Raw genomic sequence first — 18,577 nt, forward strand, 5'->3', positions numbered from 1 at the left:
TGCCCACTTGCTGCCTGCTTTTTGCAGGTACCACACCGGGCCGGTCCAGTCGCCAAACAGGTATTTATTTTTTAGGGAAGGTACATCTTTTCCGTTATAAACATAGCCGCCTAAAACAGATACCCCTTCGCTATGGTGATATTCGGTGATAGGGGCGGTCGTCCCGGTAAAGCTGCAACCGGTAGCCGGGTTGTGGCAATGGTTGCCTTCCACCAAACGCCAGCCGTAGTTAGCGCCTTTCTGCAATATGTCAACTTCTTCCCGGGTATCCTGTCCAACCTCGCCAATAAACAGTTTTTCGAGGCCTTATCCAACGTTATCCGGTAGGGGTTACGGAAGCCAGATGCCCAGATCTCCGGCTTTATGCCCTCTTTACCCACAAATGGGTTATCCGCCGGAACGCTATAAGTACCGTCCACATCTACATTGATCCGCAGTACTTTACCTAACCGGTATTCATATCTTGTCCGTTGCCGATAGTGCCGTGCTGGTCATGCTGACCGCCGCCATCGCCAAAAGTTACGTATAGGTACCCATCGGCACCAAATACAATCCCGCTGCCGTTATGATTGCCGTCGGGTTTGTCTTGTGTTAAGATGATACGCTCGCTATTGGGATCAGCCTTGTCCGAGTTTGGCAGCATTTTATATTCGGCTACCACATCGGTATGATCGAATTTGCGGTTGTTAGCCGGGTTTTGTGTAGTGGTAGGTCGGCTGTAAAAAGATAGAACTTACCATTGGCGCTAAACTTAGGATGCAGGGCTATGTTTAATAATCCCTTTTCTTCGTAACCTGAGTTTATCCTTACCATTTTGCTTTTGGTATCTAAAACCACCGCATCAGTTAGTTGCCCGTCCCGGATCAGGCGGATCTTACCGGTTTGCTCGGCTACCCAACCGGTGTTAACTGTCGGGAATACCAGCGCGGTAGGGGCCACGGATACCTTCAACTATTTTGGTTGAGTTTAGGGTGAGGGTTGCCGGATCATTATTTTTTGTGAAAGAGGGCAGGGCCACTGTTGTGGCCAATACAGATAACGATGCTAACGATGCATACACTACCGACCGTATCTTAAAGATCTTATTCATAAAGATTATTGAAAGTGCTGTTTTAGATTTAATTATGATCAGCAATTTTACAACTTAAAGCGCAATAAGGAAGTGTACCTATCTATATTTTTACGCAATCGATGTAGGAGCATAAAATCCCCAGAATTATCGCCAAATAAAATTTTGTTTAAGAATTTTATTATTTAGATGATTAGTATAAATTACTATAAATGAGTATTTAATATAAATTACCTAATCAATAATTATACCTGTGATAGCTCGCCTTAAAATCTTTACCCATCTCCACAAAGCGGGCGGCGCAGGTCTTTAAAAACTCTTCATCCAGTAATTCAAACACGCTGTTTACGCCATCTGTCAGGTCCATTTCAGGGATCTTATAACTCTGTTCTAAAATGCCCCGTTCCATTTTTACGATGAACTTTTGGTTCATGCTGAATATGGTGATCTTAAATTCGGGGTGCGGTAATTCTGCTACTACTCTCATGGTTTGTAATGATTATACTTAAGATATTTTGTCATTTCGAACCGAAGGGAGAAATCTTAAACGTTTGGTAGGGCGGATCGCTTGTATAAGATTTTTTCGCTGTCGCTCAAGAGAGAAGTTCTCACTCCTTCCTCGTGTCGAAATGACATTTGTTTATTTTTATAAAATTAATCCTTTTAACGGATCTTGTCCTTTTAGGGTGCCAAAGGTAGCTATAGGTTTAAAACGGCGAAAAGCTCTTCCTTGTACCAGTTTCCTTCGCGTGTTTTACGGATCACCTCGGCATGCTCGCGCGATCTGTATGCAAACGCTTTAACATCATCGACGCTTTCCCAGACAGAAAACGTAGCTTGCCGGTATGCGGGCGCCTCGCCAATGCCAAATGACGCTATATAACCCTTCGCTGAGGCCATTAAACTGGCTGAGCTGTCCACATTACCCCGAAAGTCTTTAAGCTTGTTAAAACGGATCGTAGCGCGTGTCAGTACAGCAATCGGTCCGTCGTAGTTCTCAACAGCCGTTGTATCGAAAGGTTGTCTGTCGTCCCATTTACCATGACTTTGGAGCGGCGAGAGAAGGATTGTCCACTTCTCAACCAAAAAAGTTCCACCAAAATGCGATGAAGGATTGCTGATAAAACTGTTCAAAGCTGCTTCGTTCATCCCAAACCGCCAAAAGGCCCCATTGCTGCCAGTCGGGTTGCAGGTCAAATGTACCGTTTTTACCGCTGCCCAATAGTTTCCAGAAGGTACACCCTTTTTGCAGCCACAAAAACAAGCGGTGTATTGCCATTGCCGATAATGCAAACGGTATTTGCCATTTTTTATAACGAACTATGGTGAGGCTAACGATCATCAACTGCTAAATAAAAGATTAAATATGAGATTTACCTTATTTACTTTTAAACCTGCATACTTACCTTTGCCATATGGCAGAAGACTTAACGATCATCACCTCGACCGATAAAGCCGAGCAATATCAATCATTGATCCCGCAAATTGAAGGCTTGCTTTACGGCGAAACCGACCTGGTTGCTAATATGGCCAACGTATGTGCCGCTTTAAAAGAACAGTTTAAATGGCTTTGGGTGGGCTTTTACTTAGTGAAGAACGGCGAGCTGGTTTTAGGGCCGTTCCGGGGCCGGTGGCCTGTACACGCATTGCTAAAGGTAAAGGTGTTTGCGGCGCTGCCGGGCGCAGGCCGAGACCCTGATCGTGCCGGATGTGGAGGAGTTCCCGGGGCATATTGCCTGTAGCTCGGCATCGCGGTCTGAAATTGTTTTGCCGGTGTTTCACAACAATGTCGTGGTTGGTGTGTTAGATGTTGACAGCGAGGACCTGGCAAAATTTGATGATATTGATGCCCGGTATTTAAAAGAGATCATAGCGTTGATAAACTTTAATGCATAAGATATTTATAATTTCCGGCCTTGGCGCCGACACCCGTTTATTCAATAATATCGACCTTGGCGATAATGATGTAACGCCTGTCGACTGGATTGAACCTAACGAACATGATACTTTAGCTACTTATGCACAAAAACTTGTTCATCAGTATTTTATAACGGATAATTCTATCGTAATTGGTGTATCTCTTGGCGGGATGATAGCTGTTGAGATAGCCAAACAGGTGCGCTTAAATAAAGTGATATTGATATCAAGTATTAAGACCATTAACGAAGCGCCATGGTATTATAAGTTAGGTAATATCCTGCCATTATACAGGTTAATACCGGGAGCTTTATTAGCGAAGGTGGGCTTTATGATAAGGCCGGTATTTGGTAATATGGATCCGCATGATACCCGGTTATTTAAGGATATGCTGAAACAATCGTCGCCAAAGTTTATAAAATGGGCGCTTAGAGCCGTCCTGAAATGGAAGAATGAAGTGGTGCCTGAAAATCTATATCACATCGTAGGGGATAAGGATTTGGTTTTCAATTATAAAAACATTAGCAACGCCACCATCATTAAAGGTGGTACGCACATTATGGTTTTTGATAAGGCCAAACAGATCAATAAATGGTTGAAAAGCATCCTGAAAAAGAAATGAAACTACCCCGGGAATTTTATGAGCGTAATGATGTAATTACGATTAGCCGCGAGCTGTTGGGCAAGTATTTATTTACTAATATAGATGGTGCAGTTACCGGTGGATACATTGTTGAAACCGAAGCATATAACGGCATTATAGACCGGGCGTCGCATAGCTTTGGCAATAGGTTGACACCCCGTACCAAAACCATGTACATGCAGGGCGGTATTGCCTATGTGTACTTATGCTATGGCATCCACGAGATGTTTAATGTAGTTACCTCTGTTGAGGGCCAACCGCATGCTATTTTAATAAGGGCCATACAACCTACCGATGGGGTGGACATTATGCAATTTCGCCGTAAGATGGGAGCGATAAAGCCCACAATTACGATGGGGCCGGGGTCAGTAGCCCGGGCGTTGGGTATCTCGCGTAAAATAAACGCTATCAGCCTTCAAAGTGACAGCTTGTGGATCGAGGATCGTGGTATGATCATCCCGCCCGAAAATATTGCCGCGGTGCCAAGGGTAGGTGTTGCCTATGCAAAAGAGGATGCCCTATTGCCCTATCGTTTTTATGTTAAAGGGAATCCTTACGTAAGCAAACCTAATAAATAAGGTGCATATCTAATCCTGCGCAATAATTATATCCTGTTTATCGCGGTGATGTTTACTAATGATCTTAAACCGGAAGTACAACAAAATTGCAGATACCGTCAGCCCTAAAACCAGTCCGTACCATACACCGTTAATACCCAAGTTGAAGGTAATTCCTAAAACATATCCGACAGGTAAACCCACCACCCAATAAGCCGGGAAGGTAATAACGGTAGGCATATTTACATCGCCCATGCCACGCAAAATACCAAGCCCAACAACCTGCGCGCCATCAAATAATTGAAACACTCCAGCCAATATAAGTAACTGTGCTGCAATGGGTATAACACTTTTATCTGAAGTATAGATCCATGGCAGTAAGTGGTTCCAAAAAGTGAAGATCAGCGCCGTAACAGTCATAAAAATCAATACAATATGGTAACTGGCGTTTGCCGATAACCGCAGCGTCTGATGATCTTTAGCTCCAAAGTAGTTTCCGGATTTAATAGCTGCTGCCGCTGATAGCCCGCTGGCCATCATGTAAGTCATGGATGCCATGCTCAGCGCGATCTGGTGCCCGGCTAATTGTATAGCGCCCATAGTACCAATAATAATAGCAGCAGCGCTAAACGCGCTGATCTCAAAAGTATATTGTAGGGCCACCGGCGCGCCTATTTTTAAAATGTTTAAGCTGCGGATGCGGTCGATGTTTTTAAGAGCGAAACCTTTTAGATATTCCTTGAAGTGTTTTGACCTGAACACATAAAACCCCATTACAGTCGCCATTAAACAACGATCTATTAAAGTACTGTAGCCAACACCCATCATCCCCATAGGATGAATGCCAAACAGGCCCTTAACAAGGTAACGCCCAGCAAGATGTTTAAAACATTGCCCCATATAGAGATCATCATGGCTTGTTTGGTAAAGCCCAGGCCCTCGGCAAACTGTTTAAAAGTATTAAAAACCAGCATTGGGATAACGGATACGGCCATCAGCATTAAGAAAGGCTTGGCCAGTTTTAACACATCCGGCGACTGGTGCAACTGATCAAGGAAATAAACAGATCCCAAACAAACCAAACCGAACAAGATAACACCGGTAAGCACATTAATAAATAAGCTATTGGATAATAGTTGACCGCATTCGGTAAATTCTTTGCGGCCGTTATGTTGTGCAATTAGTGGGGTAGAACCATAAGATATACCGATGCCTATAATTAATGGTATTATAAATATGCTGTTAGCTAATGACACGGCTGCTAAACTTATTGTTCCGGCAAAGTGCCCGACTATAATTATATCAGCGGTTTGTACCAGCGTATGGCCCAACTGCGAGATAACAACCGGTATAGCCAATTTTAAATTGTCGCCATAATGCGCCTGGTATTTACTGTAAAAAGAAGCCATGATCAATTCAATAATTAGGCTGCAGTGTAATATTCTTCCTTCTCGGTAGTATGCACGCGGATAACTCCCGATAAGATCATATTAACCAGGATGCGCTGGGCAGCGCGCCGGCCAACTTTAACAAGGTCGCAATACTCTTTAACGGTAATGCGTGCGGTAGTCTCTAAATACTCTAATAATGATTTTTCCTTTGTCGAATATTCTATCAACACACCGTTACTGTCTGCCGATCTTTTTAAAACATCAACTACAACTTTACTGGCCAGTACACTTTTATCTTTTACACGTACGTAAACCCACCATTTGCCATCTTCGGCTAAGGCGTAATGGGGTTTAAGGTTACTTGCCGGTGTATCAACAATCAGCACTAATTTATCATCTACGTAAACTTCTTCAAATATAGGCTCAAGAGCAGGGCGGGAGTAGAGGTGGGCCGCTTTTGTGATCATATACCGCTCCTCATCTTCAGATTTTACGCCTTTTATAGTGCCGTCATCAGCCACGCCAATCAGTAAACGCCCGCCTTTATTATTGGCGAACGCAACCATAGTCCGTGCAATTTTTTCGCAGCTGGTTATGGTTTTTTTAAAATCAAGTGTAACACCTTCGCCCTCAAATATTTGCTTCTTTACGTTCATTCTCTTATTTATTAAGCACTTGGTAGGGCGTAAATATTTCCATCCATCTTTCCGGACGGGTTATCTCAGTAAATCCAAACTGGCTGTATAGGCCATGCGCATCGGCTGTTGCCAGGCTCCAGCGTCGTAACCCCTGTAAATCCGGATGGTTAATAATAGTTTGCATCAACCATTTTGATAACCCAATGTTTCTAAAGCCAGGCAGTATAAATACATCCGCAATATAACCAAAAGTTGCTTTGTCTGTAACAACACGCGCAAATCCTATCTGGTCATTATTCTGGTAGACGCCAAAGCATATTGAATTGTCAATTGCACGTTTCAACCTTTCTGCAGGGATACCTTTGGCCCAATACGATTCTGTGTCCGGTACCTGTATATTACATCAAAATTAAGCAAACTTTTATCGTTAGATATTTTAAAGCCTTTATCTATAAACGTCTTATCATTAACAAACACCTTCATCTATAATGTCTCTACAAAATTAATATTCCGTAAATAAACTTCGTTCATGATCGTTACACAAACCTCGCCACTGGTATTGTAAATATCAATAGGGTGCGCTTTGATGTACTTTCCACCGGTGTTTAACACATGTTCGGCTTCGGCAATATCTTCGTCGCTAATCCTGATCTTAAACTGCAATTTAGTTAACCCGGGCTTTAAAAATTGAATTTCTGAAGATTTTGACCAGGCTATTACGTTGTAGCCTTTATGCACAAAGATCTGGTGAAACAATAACGGATAAAATGGATCAGCAGCCGAAAATATGGTACCGCCAAATATAGAGTTGTTGTAATTTCTGTTAAAAATACTTTTGTTGATGGTCACAGTAGCGCCTCTAAACCCTTTATCAATTTTAACTACCCAGATGCGTTGAAATAACAAAGGCGGGTAAATCCGCATTCCCCATTTAGATAATCGTTCAGACACTACCATAACGCCTAATATCAGTAATTAATATTAATATGTACAATAGCTATTGTCAAATTTAATATTATAGAATTATTTCACATAATTAACATTATGTTAAGTAATGTATTCTTTTTAAAGCCTGCATATATTGCAGGCTTTAAATTTAACTACTCTATTTATTTTGGCAGTGCGTCTATTTGTTTTTGGATTGCGTTAGCTTCTGTAGTGTTCCTGGTACCTAAATAATAATTTTTAAGGTTTCGTAAAGCGTCGGCTGATGTAGGTTTTAATTCTACAGCTTTTAACAGATATGGTTTGGCAGCATCAAACATGGTTGTTGCTTTGGCAAGAGTCGCGTTGTATTCTTTTTGCTTGCTCGCCGGTAAATAATTATTAGCATAGTTATAAGTATCAATTGCCGGTGATAAAAGCGCATAACCCAGGTTTAAATTCGCTTCATAATAATTGGGATCGATTTCAAGGGCTTTTTTATACATCTCTGCCGCTTTAGACATATAATCATCTTTTTTAGTTTGTAGTGGCGTTAATTTAGCCAAAAATGCAGGCAAAGTTGATTCCTTAAGATTGCCACCGTCGGCTTTCTTTAATTTATATATTTCATCAGCTATGCTATTTCCAAATGAAGTATAAGTTAAGCCGGCATAATAATAAAGTGTTTTATTTTTAGGATCATTAGCGATAGCAGCCTGGATTTTGCCAACAACTTCCTGTGCTTTCCCGGTTTGAAGGCTGATCTCAATCTCTCTTCTCCGCAGGTCAGAATTTGACGGGAATTTCTCCACTCCTTCCGAAGCGTATTTTAAAGCATTTGTGGTGTCATTTTGCTGCAAAGCTATAGTTGACATATCCAGATAAATGCTTTCTTTCTTTGAAAACTTACTTGGAAGTAGTTTATTATAATTTGTTAAAGCTGCAGGAAAGTTTTTGGCTTGTACAGCCGCTAAACCAGTATAGTATATAGCTGTGGTATCTTCAGGAAAAAGTGTTTGGTAATTGTTAAAAGCCTTATAAGCTTCGTCATAACTTTTAGCCTGAAAGTCTTTTATGCCTTTATTTAACTGATATTGTGCCAATGAAGTTTTAGCTTCGCTTATTATGGCTTTATTTTCGCCGGCCGCATCCGCTGCTATCGCGTTTTTTAAAGCCTCCTCTGCCGTTGCATATAAAGGCAAAGTTTTAGCAGGGATCGTATCACGCATAGCTAACGTTGCATAAATGGCTGCTTTTAATGCATAAGTTTGAGGTAGTTTTGCGGTCTTTTCATTAATAGAAGCCTTATCAATTGATGTGCGTGCTGCTACAAGTTTTTTATCGGCTTCGTTATAAGTAGCCGCTACTTTATTAAGAGTTACATAAGCATCAAATGACTCCCGGCATTTGTTACTTCGTATTTTTGTGCAAATGCCATAGTAGAGGCCATGCCCAATAAGCCTGCTATCAAAAATTTAATCTTCATCATTAGTTATTGATTAGTTAACTGTTTTAGTTTATTGTTTATTTTATTTAATTGGTCTTTATTGCCCGTTTGTGCATAAATTAGCTGTAAAACTTCAAGGCAATTTACATTATTTGGAGATATTTCATAAGCTTTTTCAATCCATTGTTGAGCATAGGCAATATTTTTATCCGTCGCTCCCTCCTTTTAAGCTGGGTCTTCTTTAAATAAAGTAAACCCAAGTTAAATATAGGGTCGAAAGCCGAGCTGTTTAACTCTATCGCCTGCAAATAAAGTGCTTCTGCTTTATCGTATTCGTGCAAATGATCAAAGCAATTGGCTGCAACAAACACAATATCGGGCTTATTTATATTAATATCAAGCAACTGGGGTAACAAAGGTGCTAAAGATTTATAATCTCTTTTATTATTATAAATATTAGCCTCGTCTAATAATAATGCCTTGTCGTTTGGTATTAATTTTCTGCCCCGTTTTATTATTTCAAGTGCTTTTGCTGTATCTCCTATAGCCTTATAAGCGTTGGATGCCTCTTCAATATAATCTGTTCTGGTACTGTCTGTTTTAGCTATGTTGTCATAATACGTTGCCGCGGCACTTAAGTTGCCTAACCTATTATTGGTATAAGCTATGTAGACATTAAGTTGTTTGAATGAAGGCGCGTAACGATGGGCCTTTAAAAACATTTGTGCTGCATTGGCATAATCTGTGATCTTTATATAAGCAAATCCTTTGCGGATATAAACATTTGCCCAGCAGTCTTTTACAAAGTCCATTTCCGGCTGAAACTTATAGATTTTTTTACGGGAGTTTAATTTATCAACCTGTTCAACGGTTTTCCTGAAAAAATTCTCGGGCTGTCCGGTTTTATTCAGCGAATCAACATATAAAATACCCGAATATATAACCGCGCGATAGACATTTTTTTCCGGTCGTTAGTATCCAATCCTTTGTCCAGCGTTACCTTCATCAAGCTATCGATAGACTTTTTGGCGTTGGTTAAAAACTTAAGTTCTTTACGAGTTTTGTAGTACGCCAAACTATTTACTACGCCTTTTAGCGTTTCTGACTGGCAGAAAGCAAAAGGTGCAGTAAACAGTATTAATAAAACCGATAAAATTATTTTACGGCTTATTTTCATAGTTATTCAGTTTTGTCGTCGGCCGGGGTTTCAGCATCCGCATCAGGAGTTGAGCCGGTGTCACCATTCTCGCTACCTTCTGTAAGTTCAGATTCATTTTCCTCGTCCTCGTCATGTTCAATTTTAGCTACTGATGCAATTTCGTCATTGCCTTTTAAGGTAATCAATCTCACTCCTTGCGTCGCGCGGCCCATTACTCTTAACTCGCTTACAGCGATCCGGATAATAACTCCCGATTTGTTGATTATCATCAGGTCCTCATTATCAGTAACACCTTTTATGGCAACAAGTTTTCCTGTTTTTTCAGTTATGTTAAGTGTTTTAACGCCCTTGCCACCTCTGTTAGTAACGCGGTAATCATCAATATCGGTACGTTTACCGTAACCTTTTTCTGACACTACCAGCACGGTGGTTTCGGGATTGTCAATACTAATCATACCTACAACCTCGTCGTTGTCGCTATCTAAAGTAATCCCCCTAACACCTGTAGCTGTACGCCCCATTGGCCTTACGGTGGATTCGTTAAAGCGAATTGCACGACCTGATTGTAAAGCCATTACTACTTCGCTATTGCCGGTTGTTAACGTTGCTTCTAACAACGAATCGCCATCATTAACATTAATTGCGTTGATACCATTTGCACGCGGGCGTGAGTAAGCTTCTAACGAAGTTTTCTTGATCACACCTTTTTTGGTACACATGATGATAAAGTTGTTTTCCAGGTAATCCTTGTCTTTAAGGTTAACAACTTTTATGTATGCTTTTATCTTCTCTTCTTTAGGGATGTTAATGATATTCTGTATAGCACGGCCCTTTGATGTGCGCGACCCTTCCGGAATTTCAAATACCCTTAACCAGAAACATTGTCCTGATTCGGTAAAGAACAGCATGTAATTGTGATTAGACGCTATCAGTAAGTGCTCAATAAAGTCCTCGTCCCTGCTGTTGCTTCCGATAGAACCTTTACCACCCCTGCCCTGCCTGCGGTATTCTGTAAGCGGTGTACGTTTAATATAACCTTCGCGAGAGATGGTGATTACAACGTCCTCATCTTCAATGAAATCTTCGGTTTGCATTTCTGCAGATGAGTGTACCATTTCGGTTTTACGCTCATCACCGTATTTTTCTTTTATCTCGGTAAGCTCGTCTTTGATGATCTGCATGCGCAGGCCTTCATCAGCAAGTATCGAATTTAAGTGATCAATTAATTTCATTAAAGCTTCGTACTCATCTTTAATCTTGTCGCGCTCAAGTCCGGTTAACCTTCTTAGGGTCATATCCAGTATGGCGCGGGCCTGTATATCGCTCAGGCCAAAGTTGCTCATCAAACCTTCACGGGCTTCATCAGGTGTTTGCGATGCACGGATCAGCCTGATAACTTCATCAAGGTGATCTAAAGCAATCAATAAGCCTTCTAAAACGTGGGCGCGTTTTTGCGCTTCGGCCAGTTCAAATTTGGTACGGCGGATAACAACTTCATGTCTATGCTCAACAAAGTGATGGATAAGGTCCTTAAGGTTCAATAACATTGGGCGGCCATGCACCAGCGCAATGTTGTTTACACTAAATGATGTTTGTAAGGCTGTGTATTTGAATAAGTTATTTAATACGATAGCCGCATTAGCTTCACGTTTTATCTCATACACTATACGGATACCTTCACGGTTTGATTCGTCGCGGATAGCCGAGATTCCTTCTATCTTTTTTCATTAACCAGGTCGGCGGTACGCTCAATCATCAAACCTTTGTTTACGGTAAGGGATTTCGGTTACGATGATCCGTTCGCGGTCGCTGCCATGTGTTTCAATTTCGGCACGTGCACGTAGTACAACACGGCCACGGCCGGTCTCTAAAGCCTCGCGCGGTCCTTCAAAACCGTAGATGATACCACCGGTAGGGAAATCGGGGCCTTTAACGTGTTTCATTAATTCGGCAACCTCTATATCGCGGTTATCAATCAATGCTATGGTAGCATCAATAACTTCCGACAGGTTATGTGGCGCCATATTGGTAGCCATACCTACCGCTATACCCGATGCACCATTAACCAACAGGTTAGGGAATTTGGCGGGTAATACAGTTGGCTCCTCTAACGAGTCGTCAAAGTTTAGCTGGTAGTCGATAGTGTCCTTGTTGATATCAGCAAGCATTTCTTCGGCAATCTTTTCCAGTCTTGCCTCGGTATAACGCATTGCCGCAGGGTTATCACCATCTATGGAACCGTAGTTGCCCCGGCCCTCAACCAACGGATAACGTAAACTCCACTCCTGTGCCATACGTACCATGGTGTCGTATACAGACGAATCGCCATGCGGGTGGTATTTACCCATAACCTCACCCACGATACGGGCTGATTTTTTGTAGGGCTTGTTGTTATTCAGGCCCAAATCAAGCATGCCGAAAAGCACACGCCTGTGTACGGGTTTTAAACCGTCGCGCACATCGGGCAGCGCACGCGATACGATAACCGACATTGAATAATCAATGTAAGCCGATCGCATTTCTTCATCAATATTTATCGAAATTATTCTGTCTTCTTTGTTCGGATCGTTCTCTGTTCCTTCAGCCATTTTAATTTATTTGTAGATATATTGCTTTATAATTGATCGTTAAAAAAAGGTTTTTATACGACCTGCGAAGTTAAGAATTTAGTTGATTTAAACACCCTCTTTTACTAACAAAATGGTTACAAAAACCACGATTAACTGTCGCTTATTTCTGTTTTTTTCCACATAATGCCAGTACTCCACATTTGACTAACTTAGGTGTTAGTTGCCCCTACTTATTTTGTTTCACGAACACATGAAACAGATGAAACAAGTGAAACAAGATTTCGACCTAACTAATTTAACATAAGGTACTTGTGAAAAACATGTGAAACAAAATGAAACAAGAATTTTGAAATAACTATTTGATAATAAGATGATTATTAAAAATAAAAAATGTTTAAACATGTAAAATGAAATAGGATTACTGACAATATAACGCCACCAACCTCAATGTGAGTTATTTCTATATTTGAATAAAACCATAACAGCAATGAAAATCTGCATCCGAGTAGTTTTATTACTCAGCTTTTTACGGGTTAGCGCCCAAACACCTATCCCTAAACTTACCGACAGAAGCAAAAAGGGCCTCCTATCCTATTTTAAAACTATTGTGTACAATAAGCAGGTAATAGTTGGTCAGCAATGCAGCCAATCACCAGATGTAGCGGTGGAGTATCAAAAGAATTTTCAGCGCTTATATGATTCTACCGGGCATTATCCCGCCCTTATAGGTTTAGATTATGGTTATTTCGGCAATGTCGATTTGCAACAAACCAATCAATTTGCCATTAAACATTGGCAACAAGGCGGGCTTGTAACGCTTAGCTGGCATGCCGACTGCCCTTTTACGGCAGGCTACAATGTTCGTTGGGATTCGATGGCTAAGAAAGACAGCATCGACTTTAAAAAATTATTAAAAAATGCGCCTGAATCAAAAGAGAAAACGAACTACCGAACTGAGTTAAACCGGATAGCTACAGCGCTTAAGCAGTTAAAAGACGCAGGCGTGACTGTGTTATGGCGCCCGTTCCATGAAATGAATGGAAGCTGGTTTTGGTGGGGTGCAAATGATAAAACCAATCCCACAAACGTAGAAGATTACGCCGCGCTTTGGATAGACATGTATAAAACGTTTACGGTTGATTACGGCTTAGATAACCTGATCTGGATTTACGCACCAAACAAAGCTAATCCGCTGTATACCGGTACTGTAAATGCTTTATATCCACGGAGATAAGTATGTTGATATGGTTGCGTTGGATGACTATCCTAAAACACCCGGTTTTGATAATTATCCCGCATTGCTAAAGCTTGGTAAACCGGTAACCGACGGCGAGGTTGGCCCGCATCAGCAATCGTATGGAAAGTTTGACGAGTTGGCTGTGCTTGAAACTTACAAAGGCAAGGCCCCCTATTTTTTACAATGGCATAGCTGGACTAATGCTAAAGTGGCTATAGTGGATAACCTGCACGCTAAAGAAATGATGAATGATGCGGCTGCGATAACGCTGGATAGGATTAGATAATTACAATAAAAACGTGCATAAAAAACGGTTGATCACTTCACCCGTTTCCAATAATCCTCTATAACAGCGCCACCCGGCAGCTTGCCATTCAAAACAAGTGTATCATTGCGGATAGCATACTGGTAATGTACAGCTACATTCAGTAGTTTTGATTCCTGCAAGCTGTAAGTTTGGGTTTCTGTGCAGCTATCGGCGGTTACGCTATAAGTACCGCTTTCATATTTCATGGGCTTCTCCCCTTTTTCTAACAGGAAAGCCTCGAATTTATCATCAGTGTATTTGCGTTGCTGCGTGTAGCCCTCGGGTGCCGGTGATAGTTTATCATTGAATTTTCCGCCACAATATTGCGGGTGCCTTTTAATGTTTTAACATCCCGAAAGGAAACTAAAAACACCCCAATTAATACTAATCCAACCCACTTTTTCATACTAAACCCAGTTAATATCTTTTTTAATAAGGATAAGGTCCGCTCCTCTTCGCTGCTGGCTTTGGCTGGTAGTTGTAAAGCCATTTTGCGGTTGGCGGCAGGCTCATCAGGATAGATTCTATCCGGCCATTGGTTTCAAGACCAAATTTGGTGCCGGCGTCATACACAAGGTTAAACTCGGCGTAACGGCTGCGGCGCTGGTATTGCCATTGCTGCTGGTAGGCAGTAAAAGTTTCCTGTTTATGCCGGTTAACCAGTTCTGTATAGATCGGAATAAACGATCGCCCCGAGGGTTTTACTAAAATCAAATATCGTTTCCCAGCTCAAACCTTCCGTAGCCGTCAGCCGGTCATAAAATATCCCGCCAATGCCACGGGTTTCATTACGGTGTTTGATGAAGAAATAATCGTCAGCCCATTTTTTAAAACGGGTGTAGAAGCCGGCGTTAAACTGATCACATACCGCCTTCAGACTGCTGTGGAAGAACTTCGCATCTTCATCATAAATGTAATGCGGTGTAAGGTCTATCCCCCGCCAAACCAGCGGATAGGCTCTTTGCCCTCGCCAAATGATGAAGGCATTTCGAAGTACCGGATATTCATGTGAATGATGGGCACCAGCGGGTGGTTGGGATGGATAACGATAGATACCCCGGTAGCGAAAAAGTCATCGCTGTCAATCTTTAAGCCTTTCTTAATAGCTTCAGGTAATTCACCCTCAACTGCTGAAAAGTTTACGCCGCCTTTTTCAAATATATTACCATCCCGGATAACCCGGGTACGGCCACCGCCGCCGCCTTCGCGCTCCCATTTCTCTTCCTCAAATTTTGCTTTACCGTCTACGGCTTCTAAGGCACGGCATATTTCGTCCTGGATCTGCTGATAATCAGCGGCTATTTGTTCTTTAGTGATCATTGGGGGCAAAAATGCGATTTTTAGTTGATTTGAAGAATAACCCGCTTGTCAAAACATAAAATGTAATTAGCGAGACAAAGCGCGTTGTCATGCTGAGGCTCTCGAAGCATTGGCGGGCAAAGGCCTCTGCGCTCACCCTTTGAAAGCCTCAGGGTGACACCTAATGCTTGTTATGCCAAATACACTACCCAAGGCTGTTTGTGGGGACACAGACAGCGGGATGCATTAGACCTTTTCGTAACAAAAAAAATCAGCTATTGATGATTTTAAACTTTGTTAAAAATGGTTTGAGATATATGTACACCTTATCTCTATTTAAGAATTCAGATATAGGTTTTTGATCCAGTCGTTTATAAATAATATTACTTGTTAAATACCACAAGTAAAATGAAGATACAGTAACGGCAGAAATGAATACTAATAATCCTATAAGTGCCAAAACACTGCCGGTGTTTCTTGATAAATAATCGTTATTAGCCATCCAAAAAAAACACCATACCGGCAATAAAAAGACTATACAGAATGCCGTTCCAACTACTATCAAACATGGGAAGGAAATTGATGCTGTGAAGATGATTTTCTTTGCCAATGTTTTTTTGATTTTATAAGCAGCATCGGCATACACACTATTAGTGAAATCGCCATGAAAGCGATATAAAGGATAAGGCCCATGAACAGTAAAAAGTTGGCGGCATATATTCGAATGTGATTAAGTCGTCATATTCAACTCTTCATCCTCCACATAATCCAGGTCCTTATCAAAACTTTCACGGAGCTGGCTGGTAGCAAATAAGGCAATGCCGGTTAAGATGATCATCATGAAATAGCCCGCATTTATACGGCCAAAATGCACCATTAAAGCGTTAAACGCAAAGTTTATTGGGATTAATGAGCCACGCACAAAGTTTGGCGCGGTAGTAGTAACAGTCGACCGGATATTAGTGCCAAACTGCTCGGAAGCAATGGTAACAAATGTTGCCCAGTAACCAACCGCAAAACCCATAAAGAAACATAACCAGATAAACTGGCTTGGGGTAATCCCCTTAGTGCTCAGGTAAAACATTACGCTGATGATAGAAAGCAGTAAAAATATATACATGGTGTTTTTACGCGACCGGCTAAACTGCGCCAGCAAGCCAGCGCCTACCCCGCCTACCGAGATGCCAATATAAGTATACATAATACCGGTGCCGGCGCTTAACGGCGCTGTCGCACCCAGGGCTTTACCAAACTCGGGGGCCTGGGTGATGAGGATGCCTACCACATACCAAAGCGGTGCGCCGATAAGAATACAGCACATGTATTTAAAAAACCGCTTACGGTTATTAAACAGCATTATAATGTTTCCTTTTGATACATCCTTATCATGGATGTTCTTAAACATGCCCGACTCGAAAGTGCCCATCCTTAATAACAGTAAAACAATGCCCAGGCCGCCACCAACGTAGTAGGCCGTGCGCCAGTCGTACTTGCCTACATAAGCAGCCGCTACGGCGCCTAAAAGACCTATCATGGCAACAATGGTAGTGCCATAGCCACGGCGTTCTTTACTTAAGGTTTCGCTAACTAAAGTTATGCCCGCACCAAGTTCGCCGGCTAAACCTACACCTGCTATAAAGCGGATCACGGCATAGCTATTCACATCGTGCACCATACCGTTTACAAAATTGGCTACTGAGTATAAAAATATCGACCCAAATAAAACTTTGATACGGCCCAGCTTATCGCCTATAACGCCCCATAATATCCCGCCCAACAGCAAGCCACCCATTTGCATGTTGATGACATAGCTGCCCTCATCTAATATTTTATCAGGCGCTACGCCAATATCCGCAAGGCTTTTAACCCTCACTATGGAGAATATTACAAGATCGTAGATATCAACAAAATATCCTAAAGAGGCAACAATAACCGGAAAACAACATTACGATTGGCTTTAGCCGAGGTAGCATCAGTCATATATAGATTTATAGTTTGGTTTGTCTAAAGTAAATTAATTAAGCAGCTTTTTAAATTTTTTGGCAAAAAAAAACCCCTGCGTTAACAGAGGTCCCTTTAGTTTAAATGGTAAGTAAATTATACTTTTTTACATTTACAGCCTGTAGGCCTTTTCTACCATCTTCTACATCATATTCAACGCTATCGTTATCTTTAATAGCGTTTACGCCACCTTGCACATCCTTGAAGTGTACAAAAAGGTCTTTACCGTCTTCGGTAACAATAAAGCCGTAACCTTTTTGTGTGTTAAACCATTTTACTTTTCCAGTTTTCATAATAATATTATAGTATTAAATAATTTGTTATCAAGCCAGATGATCTATGCCAAACTGAGTACAAATGGTATTAATAGTCAGCCGAATAAATACACTCCCTTTTCCAAATATATAAAATTATTTAATATCCAAATAAATTATTTATTAGGTTGTGGCGTTAAGCGCAGGTATGGTTTAACCTCGGTGAAGCCCTTAGGGAATTTTGCCGGGATGTCTTCTGTTTTTATAGATGGTACAACCACTACATCTTCACCGTCTTTCCAGTCGGCCGGTGTAGCAACGCTATGGTAGGCAGTAAGTTGTAAGGAATCAAGCACGCGTAATATCTCAACAAAGTTTCTGCCGGTTGATGCCGGGTAAGTGATGATTAACTTGATGGTTTTATCAGGGCCGATGATGAATAATGAACGTACCGTTGCGTTAACAGAAGCATTTGGATGGATCATGTCATATGCTTCGGCAATCTTACGGTCCTCGTCTGCAATTATCGGGAACTGCACATCAACATGTTGTGTTTCATTGATATCTTTTATCCAGCTCCGGTGCGACTCAGCCGAATCAACACTTAGTGCCAGTACTTTGGTATTGCGTTTGGCAAACTCGTTCTGTAAAGCTGCTGTGCGGCCCAGCTCGGTGGTACAAACCGGTGTATAATCTGCAGGGTGCGAAAATAATACGCCCCAGCCATCGCCAAGGTATTCATAAAGGTTGATCTCCCCTAACGAAGAATCTGCTGTAAAATCCGGGGCTTTATCGCCTAATCTTAAACAAACAGAAGACATCAAATTCCCTGAAATGCCGAGGACCAAGCTGCCCATAAGCAACCGCTGGCTAATAAATAATTTATTTCAACGAAGAAGTTCATAGATGCTGTTGTGATCAATCAAATATGACACCGACGGTTCATTGACTAAATAAATCGGCCTGATAAAGCCATCAAGTTAATCATCACTTACCGGCAACTCATTGCTTTGCGTGCTTGATTCCCACAGCTTACTGCCTACCCGCAGCGTTGCTACGCCGGCCGACTGTGGTTGTACCATCTAAACAGAAGACATCAAATTCCCTGAAATGCCGAGGACCAAGCTGCCCATAAGCAACCGCTGGCTAATAAATAATTTATTT

At 41.6% G+C, this 18,577-nt stretch carries 24 protein-coding genes and 4 pseudogenes; 5 read left to right on the top strand and 23 right to left on the bottom strand.

The annotated features are described in order from the left end of the window. The 7 genes and pseudogenes from HK413_RS20100 to HK413_RS18465 all read right to left on the bottom strand — a co-directional run. Positions 1 to 419: pseudogene (locus tag HK413_RS20100) on the bottom strand (PQQ-dependent sugar dehydrogenase); the annotation flags it as partial. A 26-nt stretch (positions 420 to 445) separates the two neighbouring features. Beyond that, on the bottom strand, positions 446 to 661 hold the full coding sequence (locus HK413_RS20105) for a PQQ-dependent sugar dehydrogenase (protein ID WP_175270387.1): 216 nt from the start codon (positions 659 to 661) through the stop codon (positions 446 to 448). After that, on the bottom strand, positions 655 to 939 hold the full coding sequence (locus tag HK413_RS20110; RefSeq protein WP_175270388.1) for a PQQ-dependent sugar dehydrogenase: 285 nt from the start codon (positions 937 to 939) through the stop codon (positions 655 to 657). The genes HK413_RS20105 and HK413_RS20110 overlap by 7 nt, the downstream gene beginning before the upstream one ends. Beyond that, positions 905 to 1,090 carry a hypothetical protein gene (locus HK413_RS12675; RefSeq protein WP_175270389.1) on the bottom strand — a complete coding sequence of 62 codons (186 nt, stop codon included), beginning with the start codon at positions 1,088 to 1,090 and terminating at the stop codon, positions 905 to 907. The genes HK413_RS20110 and HK413_RS12675 overlap by 35 nt, the downstream gene beginning before the upstream one ends. 217 nt (positions 1,091 to 1,307) lie before the next feature. After that, positions 1,308 to 1,556, bottom strand: coding sequence for a hypothetical protein (locus HK413_RS12680; RefSeq protein WP_175270390.1), 249 nt, complete (start codon positions 1,554 to 1,556; stop codon positions 1,308 to 1,310). 212 nt (positions 1,557 to 1,768) lie between these two features. Then, complete coding sequence (locus HK413_RS18460; RefSeq protein ID WP_246230506.1) at positions 1,769 to 2,203, bottom strand: DUF3291 domain-containing protein; 435 nt, start codon at positions 2,201 to 2,203, stop codon at positions 1,769 to 1,771. Continuing rightward, on the bottom strand, positions 2,148 to 2,414 hold the full coding sequence (locus tag HK413_RS18465; protein WP_246230508.1) for a hypothetical protein: 267 nt from the start codon (positions 2,412 to 2,414) through the stop codon (positions 2,148 to 2,150). Before HK413_RS18465 ends, HK413_RS18460 begins: the two co-directional genes overlap by 56 nt. Before the next feature lie 70 nt (positions 2,415 to 2,484). Here HK413_RS18465 and HK413_RS12690 point away from each other — a divergent pair. The 3 genes and pseudogenes from HK413_RS12690 to HK413_RS12700 all read left to right on the top strand — a co-directional run bounded on the left by HK413_RS12690 (position 2,485) and on the right by HK413_RS12700 (position 4,207). Further along, positions 2,485 to 2,965, top strand: a pseudogene (locus tag HK413_RS12690) (GAF domain-containing protein). Next, positions 2,958 to 3,608, top strand: a complete 651-nt coding sequence (locus HK413_RS12695; protein WP_175270391.1) for an alpha/beta hydrolase — start codon at positions 2,958 to 2,960, stop codon at positions 3,606 to 3,608. Before HK413_RS12690 ends, HK413_RS12695 begins: the two are co-directional and overlap by 8 nt. After that, entirely contained in the window at positions 3,578 to 4,207 is a 630-nt protein-coding gene (locus tag HK413_RS12700; protein WP_246230510.1) for a DNA-3-methyladenine glycosylase, read from the top strand. Before HK413_RS12695 ends, HK413_RS12700 begins: the two co-directional genes overlap by 31 nt. 9 nt (positions 4,208 to 4,216) lie before the next feature. Here HK413_RS12700 and HK413_RS21565 read toward each other — a convergent pair whose 3' ends face one another. The 10 genes and pseudogenes from HK413_RS21565 to HK413_RS18475 all read right to left on the bottom strand — a co-directional run. Beyond that, complete coding sequence (locus HK413_RS21565; protein ID WP_317169582.1) at positions 4,217 to 5,014, bottom strand: MATE family efflux transporter; 798 nt, start codon at positions 5,012 to 5,014, stop codon at positions 4,217 to 4,219. Next, entirely contained in the window at positions 5,011 to 5,595 is a 585-nt protein-coding gene (locus HK413_RS21570) for an MATE family efflux transporter (RefSeq protein WP_317169584.1), read from the bottom strand. Before HK413_RS21570 ends, HK413_RS21565 begins: the two co-directional genes overlap by 4 nt. A gap of 14 nt (positions 5,596 to 5,609) precedes the next feature. Then, positions 5,610 to 6,233: an AlbA family DNA-binding domain-containing protein gene (locus HK413_RS12710; RefSeq protein WP_175270392.1), complete on the bottom strand. Its 624-nt coding sequence runs from the start codon at positions 6,231 to 6,233 to the stop codon at positions 5,610 to 5,612. 4 nt (positions 6,234 to 6,237) lie between these two features. Further along, positions 6,238 to 6,558, bottom strand: coding sequence for a GNAT family N-acetyltransferase (locus HK413_RS12715; RefSeq protein WP_246230512.1), 321 nt, complete (start codon positions 6,556 to 6,558; stop codon positions 6,238 to 6,240). 140 nt (positions 6,559 to 6,698) lie between these two features. Next, positions 6,699 to 7,172 carry a PaaI family thioesterase gene (locus HK413_RS12720; protein WP_175270393.1) on the bottom strand — a complete coding sequence of 158 codons (474 nt, stop codon included), beginning with the start codon at positions 7,170 to 7,172 and terminating at the stop codon, positions 6,699 to 6,701. 152 nt (positions 7,173 to 7,324) lie between these two features. Next, a complete protein-coding gene (locus HK413_RS12725) occupies positions 7,325 to 8,368 on the bottom strand; it encodes a tetratricopeptide repeat protein (RefSeq protein WP_175270394.1) in 1,044 nt (347 codons plus the stop codon). Positions 8,369 to 8,729: 361 nt separating this feature from the next. Next, complete coding sequence (locus tag HK413_RS12730) at positions 8,730 to 9,398, bottom strand: tetratricopeptide repeat protein (protein ID WP_175270395.1); 669 nt, start codon at positions 9,396 to 9,398, stop codon at positions 8,730 to 8,732. Between the two features lie 95 nt (positions 9,399 to 9,493). After that, positions 9,494 to 9,763: a hypothetical protein gene (locus tag HK413_RS12735; RefSeq protein ID WP_175270396.1), complete on the bottom strand. Its 270-nt coding sequence runs from the start codon at positions 9,761 to 9,763 to the stop codon at positions 9,494 to 9,496. Between the two features lie 2 nt (positions 9,764 to 9,765). Then, a complete protein-coding gene (locus tag HK413_RS18470) occupies positions 9,766 to 10,977 on the bottom strand; it encodes a DNA gyrase C-terminal beta-propeller domain-containing protein (RefSeq protein ID WP_394353177.1) in 1,212 nt (403 codons plus the stop codon). Then, positions 10,963 to 12,333: pseudogene (locus HK413_RS18475) on the bottom strand (DNA gyrase/topoisomerase IV subunit A); the annotation flags it as partial. The pseudogene HK413_RS18475 and the gene HK413_RS18470, both read right to left, overlap by 15 nt. A 469-nt stretch (positions 12,334 to 12,802) precedes the next feature. Between HK413_RS18475 and HK413_RS12745 the strand changes: the two are divergent. Further along, the gene (locus tag HK413_RS12745) at positions 12,803 to 13,549 is read left to right on the top strand and encodes a glycosyl hydrolase (protein ID WP_175270397.1); all 747 of its coding nucleotides are present in this window, start codon (positions 12,803 to 12,805) and stop codon (positions 13,547 to 13,549) included. Next, positions 13,527 to 13,838 (top strand): glycosyl hydrolase, encoded by a 312-nt coding sequence (locus HK413_RS20115; RefSeq protein WP_175270398.1) that lies wholly within the window; start codon positions 13,527 to 13,529, stop codon positions 13,836 to 13,838. Before HK413_RS12745 ends, HK413_RS20115 begins: the two co-directional genes overlap by 23 nt. A 32-nt stretch (positions 13,839 to 13,870) precedes the next feature. Here HK413_RS20115 and HK413_RS12755 read toward each other — a convergent pair whose 3' ends face one another. The 6 genes and pseudogenes from HK413_RS12755 to HK413_RS12780 form a co-directional block, all read right to left on the bottom strand. Next, on the bottom strand, positions 13,871 to 14,065 hold the full coding sequence (locus HK413_RS12755; protein WP_175270399.1) for a hypothetical protein: 195 nt from the start codon (positions 14,063 to 14,065) through the stop codon (positions 13,871 to 13,873). A 201-nt stretch (positions 14,066 to 14,266) separates the two neighbouring features. Next, positions 14,267 to 15,179: pseudogene (gene hemF / locus HK413_RS12760) on the bottom strand (oxygen-dependent coproporphyrinogen oxidase). Positions 15,180 to 15,429: 250 nt separating this feature from the next. Further along, positions 15,430 to 15,804, bottom strand: a complete 375-nt coding sequence (locus HK413_RS12765) for a hypothetical protein (protein ID WP_175270400.1) — start codon at positions 15,802 to 15,804, stop codon at positions 15,430 to 15,432. A gap of 84 nt (positions 15,805 to 15,888) precedes the next feature. Next, a complete protein-coding gene (locus HK413_RS12770) occupies positions 15,889 to 17,031 on the bottom strand; it encodes an MFS transporter (RefSeq protein WP_317169583.1) in 1,143 nt (380 codons plus the stop codon). 208 nt (positions 17,032 to 17,239) lie between these two features. Continuing rightward, on the bottom strand, positions 17,240 to 17,452 hold the full coding sequence (locus tag HK413_RS12775) for a cold-shock protein (protein ID WP_175270401.1): 213 nt from the start codon (positions 17,450 to 17,452) through the stop codon (positions 17,240 to 17,242). Between the two features lie 137 nt (positions 17,453 to 17,589). Then, positions 17,590 to 18,270, bottom strand: coding sequence for a peroxiredoxin (locus HK413_RS12780; protein ID WP_246230514.1), 681 nt, complete (start codon positions 18,268 to 18,270; stop codon positions 17,590 to 17,592). Between the last annotated feature and the right edge of the window lie 307 nt (positions 18,271 to 18,577).

The organism is Mucilaginibacter humi (genome assembly GCF_013087555.1).

Coding starts and splice junctions, on each gene's coding strand:
- HK413_RS20115 (WP_175270398.1), top strand. CDS start 13,527: ATGCTTTATATCCACGGAGATAAGTATGTTGATATGGTTGCGTTGGAT.
- HK413_RS12745 (WP_175270397.1), top strand. CDS start 12,803: ATGAAAATCTGCATCCGAGTAGTTTTATTACTCAGCTTTTTACGGGTT.
- HK413_RS12695 (WP_175270391.1), top strand. CDS start 2,958: ATGCATAAGATATTTATAATTTCCGGCCTTGGCGCCGACACCCGTTTA.
- HK413_RS12680 (WP_175270390.1), bottom strand. CDS start 1,556: ATGAGAGTAGTAGCAGAATTACCGCACCCCGAATTTAAGATCACCATA.
- HK413_RS12710 (WP_175270392.1), bottom strand. CDS start 6,233: ATGAACGTAAAGAAGCAAATATTTGAGGGCGAAGGTGTTACACTTGAT.
- HK413_RS12700 (WP_246230510.1), top strand. CDS start 3,578: ATGGTTGAAAAGCATCCTGAAAAAGAAATGAAACTACCCCGGGAATTT.
- HK413_RS21570 (WP_317169584.1), bottom strand. CDS start 5,595: ATGGCTTCTTTTTACAGTAAATACCAGGCGCATTATGGCGACAATTTA.
- HK413_RS21565 (WP_317169582.1), bottom strand. CDS start 5,014: ATGATGGGTGTTGGCTACAGTACTTTAATAGATCGTTGTTTAATGGCG.
- HK413_RS12735 (WP_175270396.1), bottom strand. CDS start 9,763: ATGAAAATAAGCCGTAAAATAATTTTATCGGTTTTATTAATACTGTTT.
- HK413_RS12720 (WP_175270393.1), bottom strand. CDS start 7,172: ATGGTAGTGTCTGAACGATTATCTAAATGGGGAATGCGGATTTACCCG.
- HK413_RS12775 (WP_175270401.1), bottom strand. CDS start 17,452: ATGAAAACTGGAAAAGTAAAATGGTTTAACACACAAAAAGGTTACGGC.
- HK413_RS18470 (WP_394353177.1), bottom strand. CDS start 10,977: ATGAAATTAATTGATCACTTAAATTCGATACTTGCTGATGAAGGCCTG.
- HK413_RS12780 (WP_246230514.1), bottom strand. CDS start 18,270: ATGGGCAGCTTGGTCCTCGGCATTTCAGGGAATTTGATGTCTTCTGTT.
- HK413_RS12730 (WP_175270395.1), bottom strand. CDS start 9,398: ATGGACTTTGTAAAAGACTGCTGGGCAAATGTTTATATCCGCAAAGGA.
- HK413_RS12755 (WP_175270399.1), bottom strand. CDS start 14,065: ATGAAATATGAAAGCGGTACTTATAGCGTAACCGCCGATAGCTGCACA.
- HK413_RS12725 (WP_175270394.1), bottom strand. CDS start 8,368: ATGCGTGATACGATCCCTGCTAAAACTTTGCCTTTATATGCAACGGCA.
- HK413_RS12675 (WP_175270389.1), bottom strand. CDS start 1,090: ATGAATAAGATCTTTAAGATACGGTCGGTAGTGTATGCATCGTTAGCA.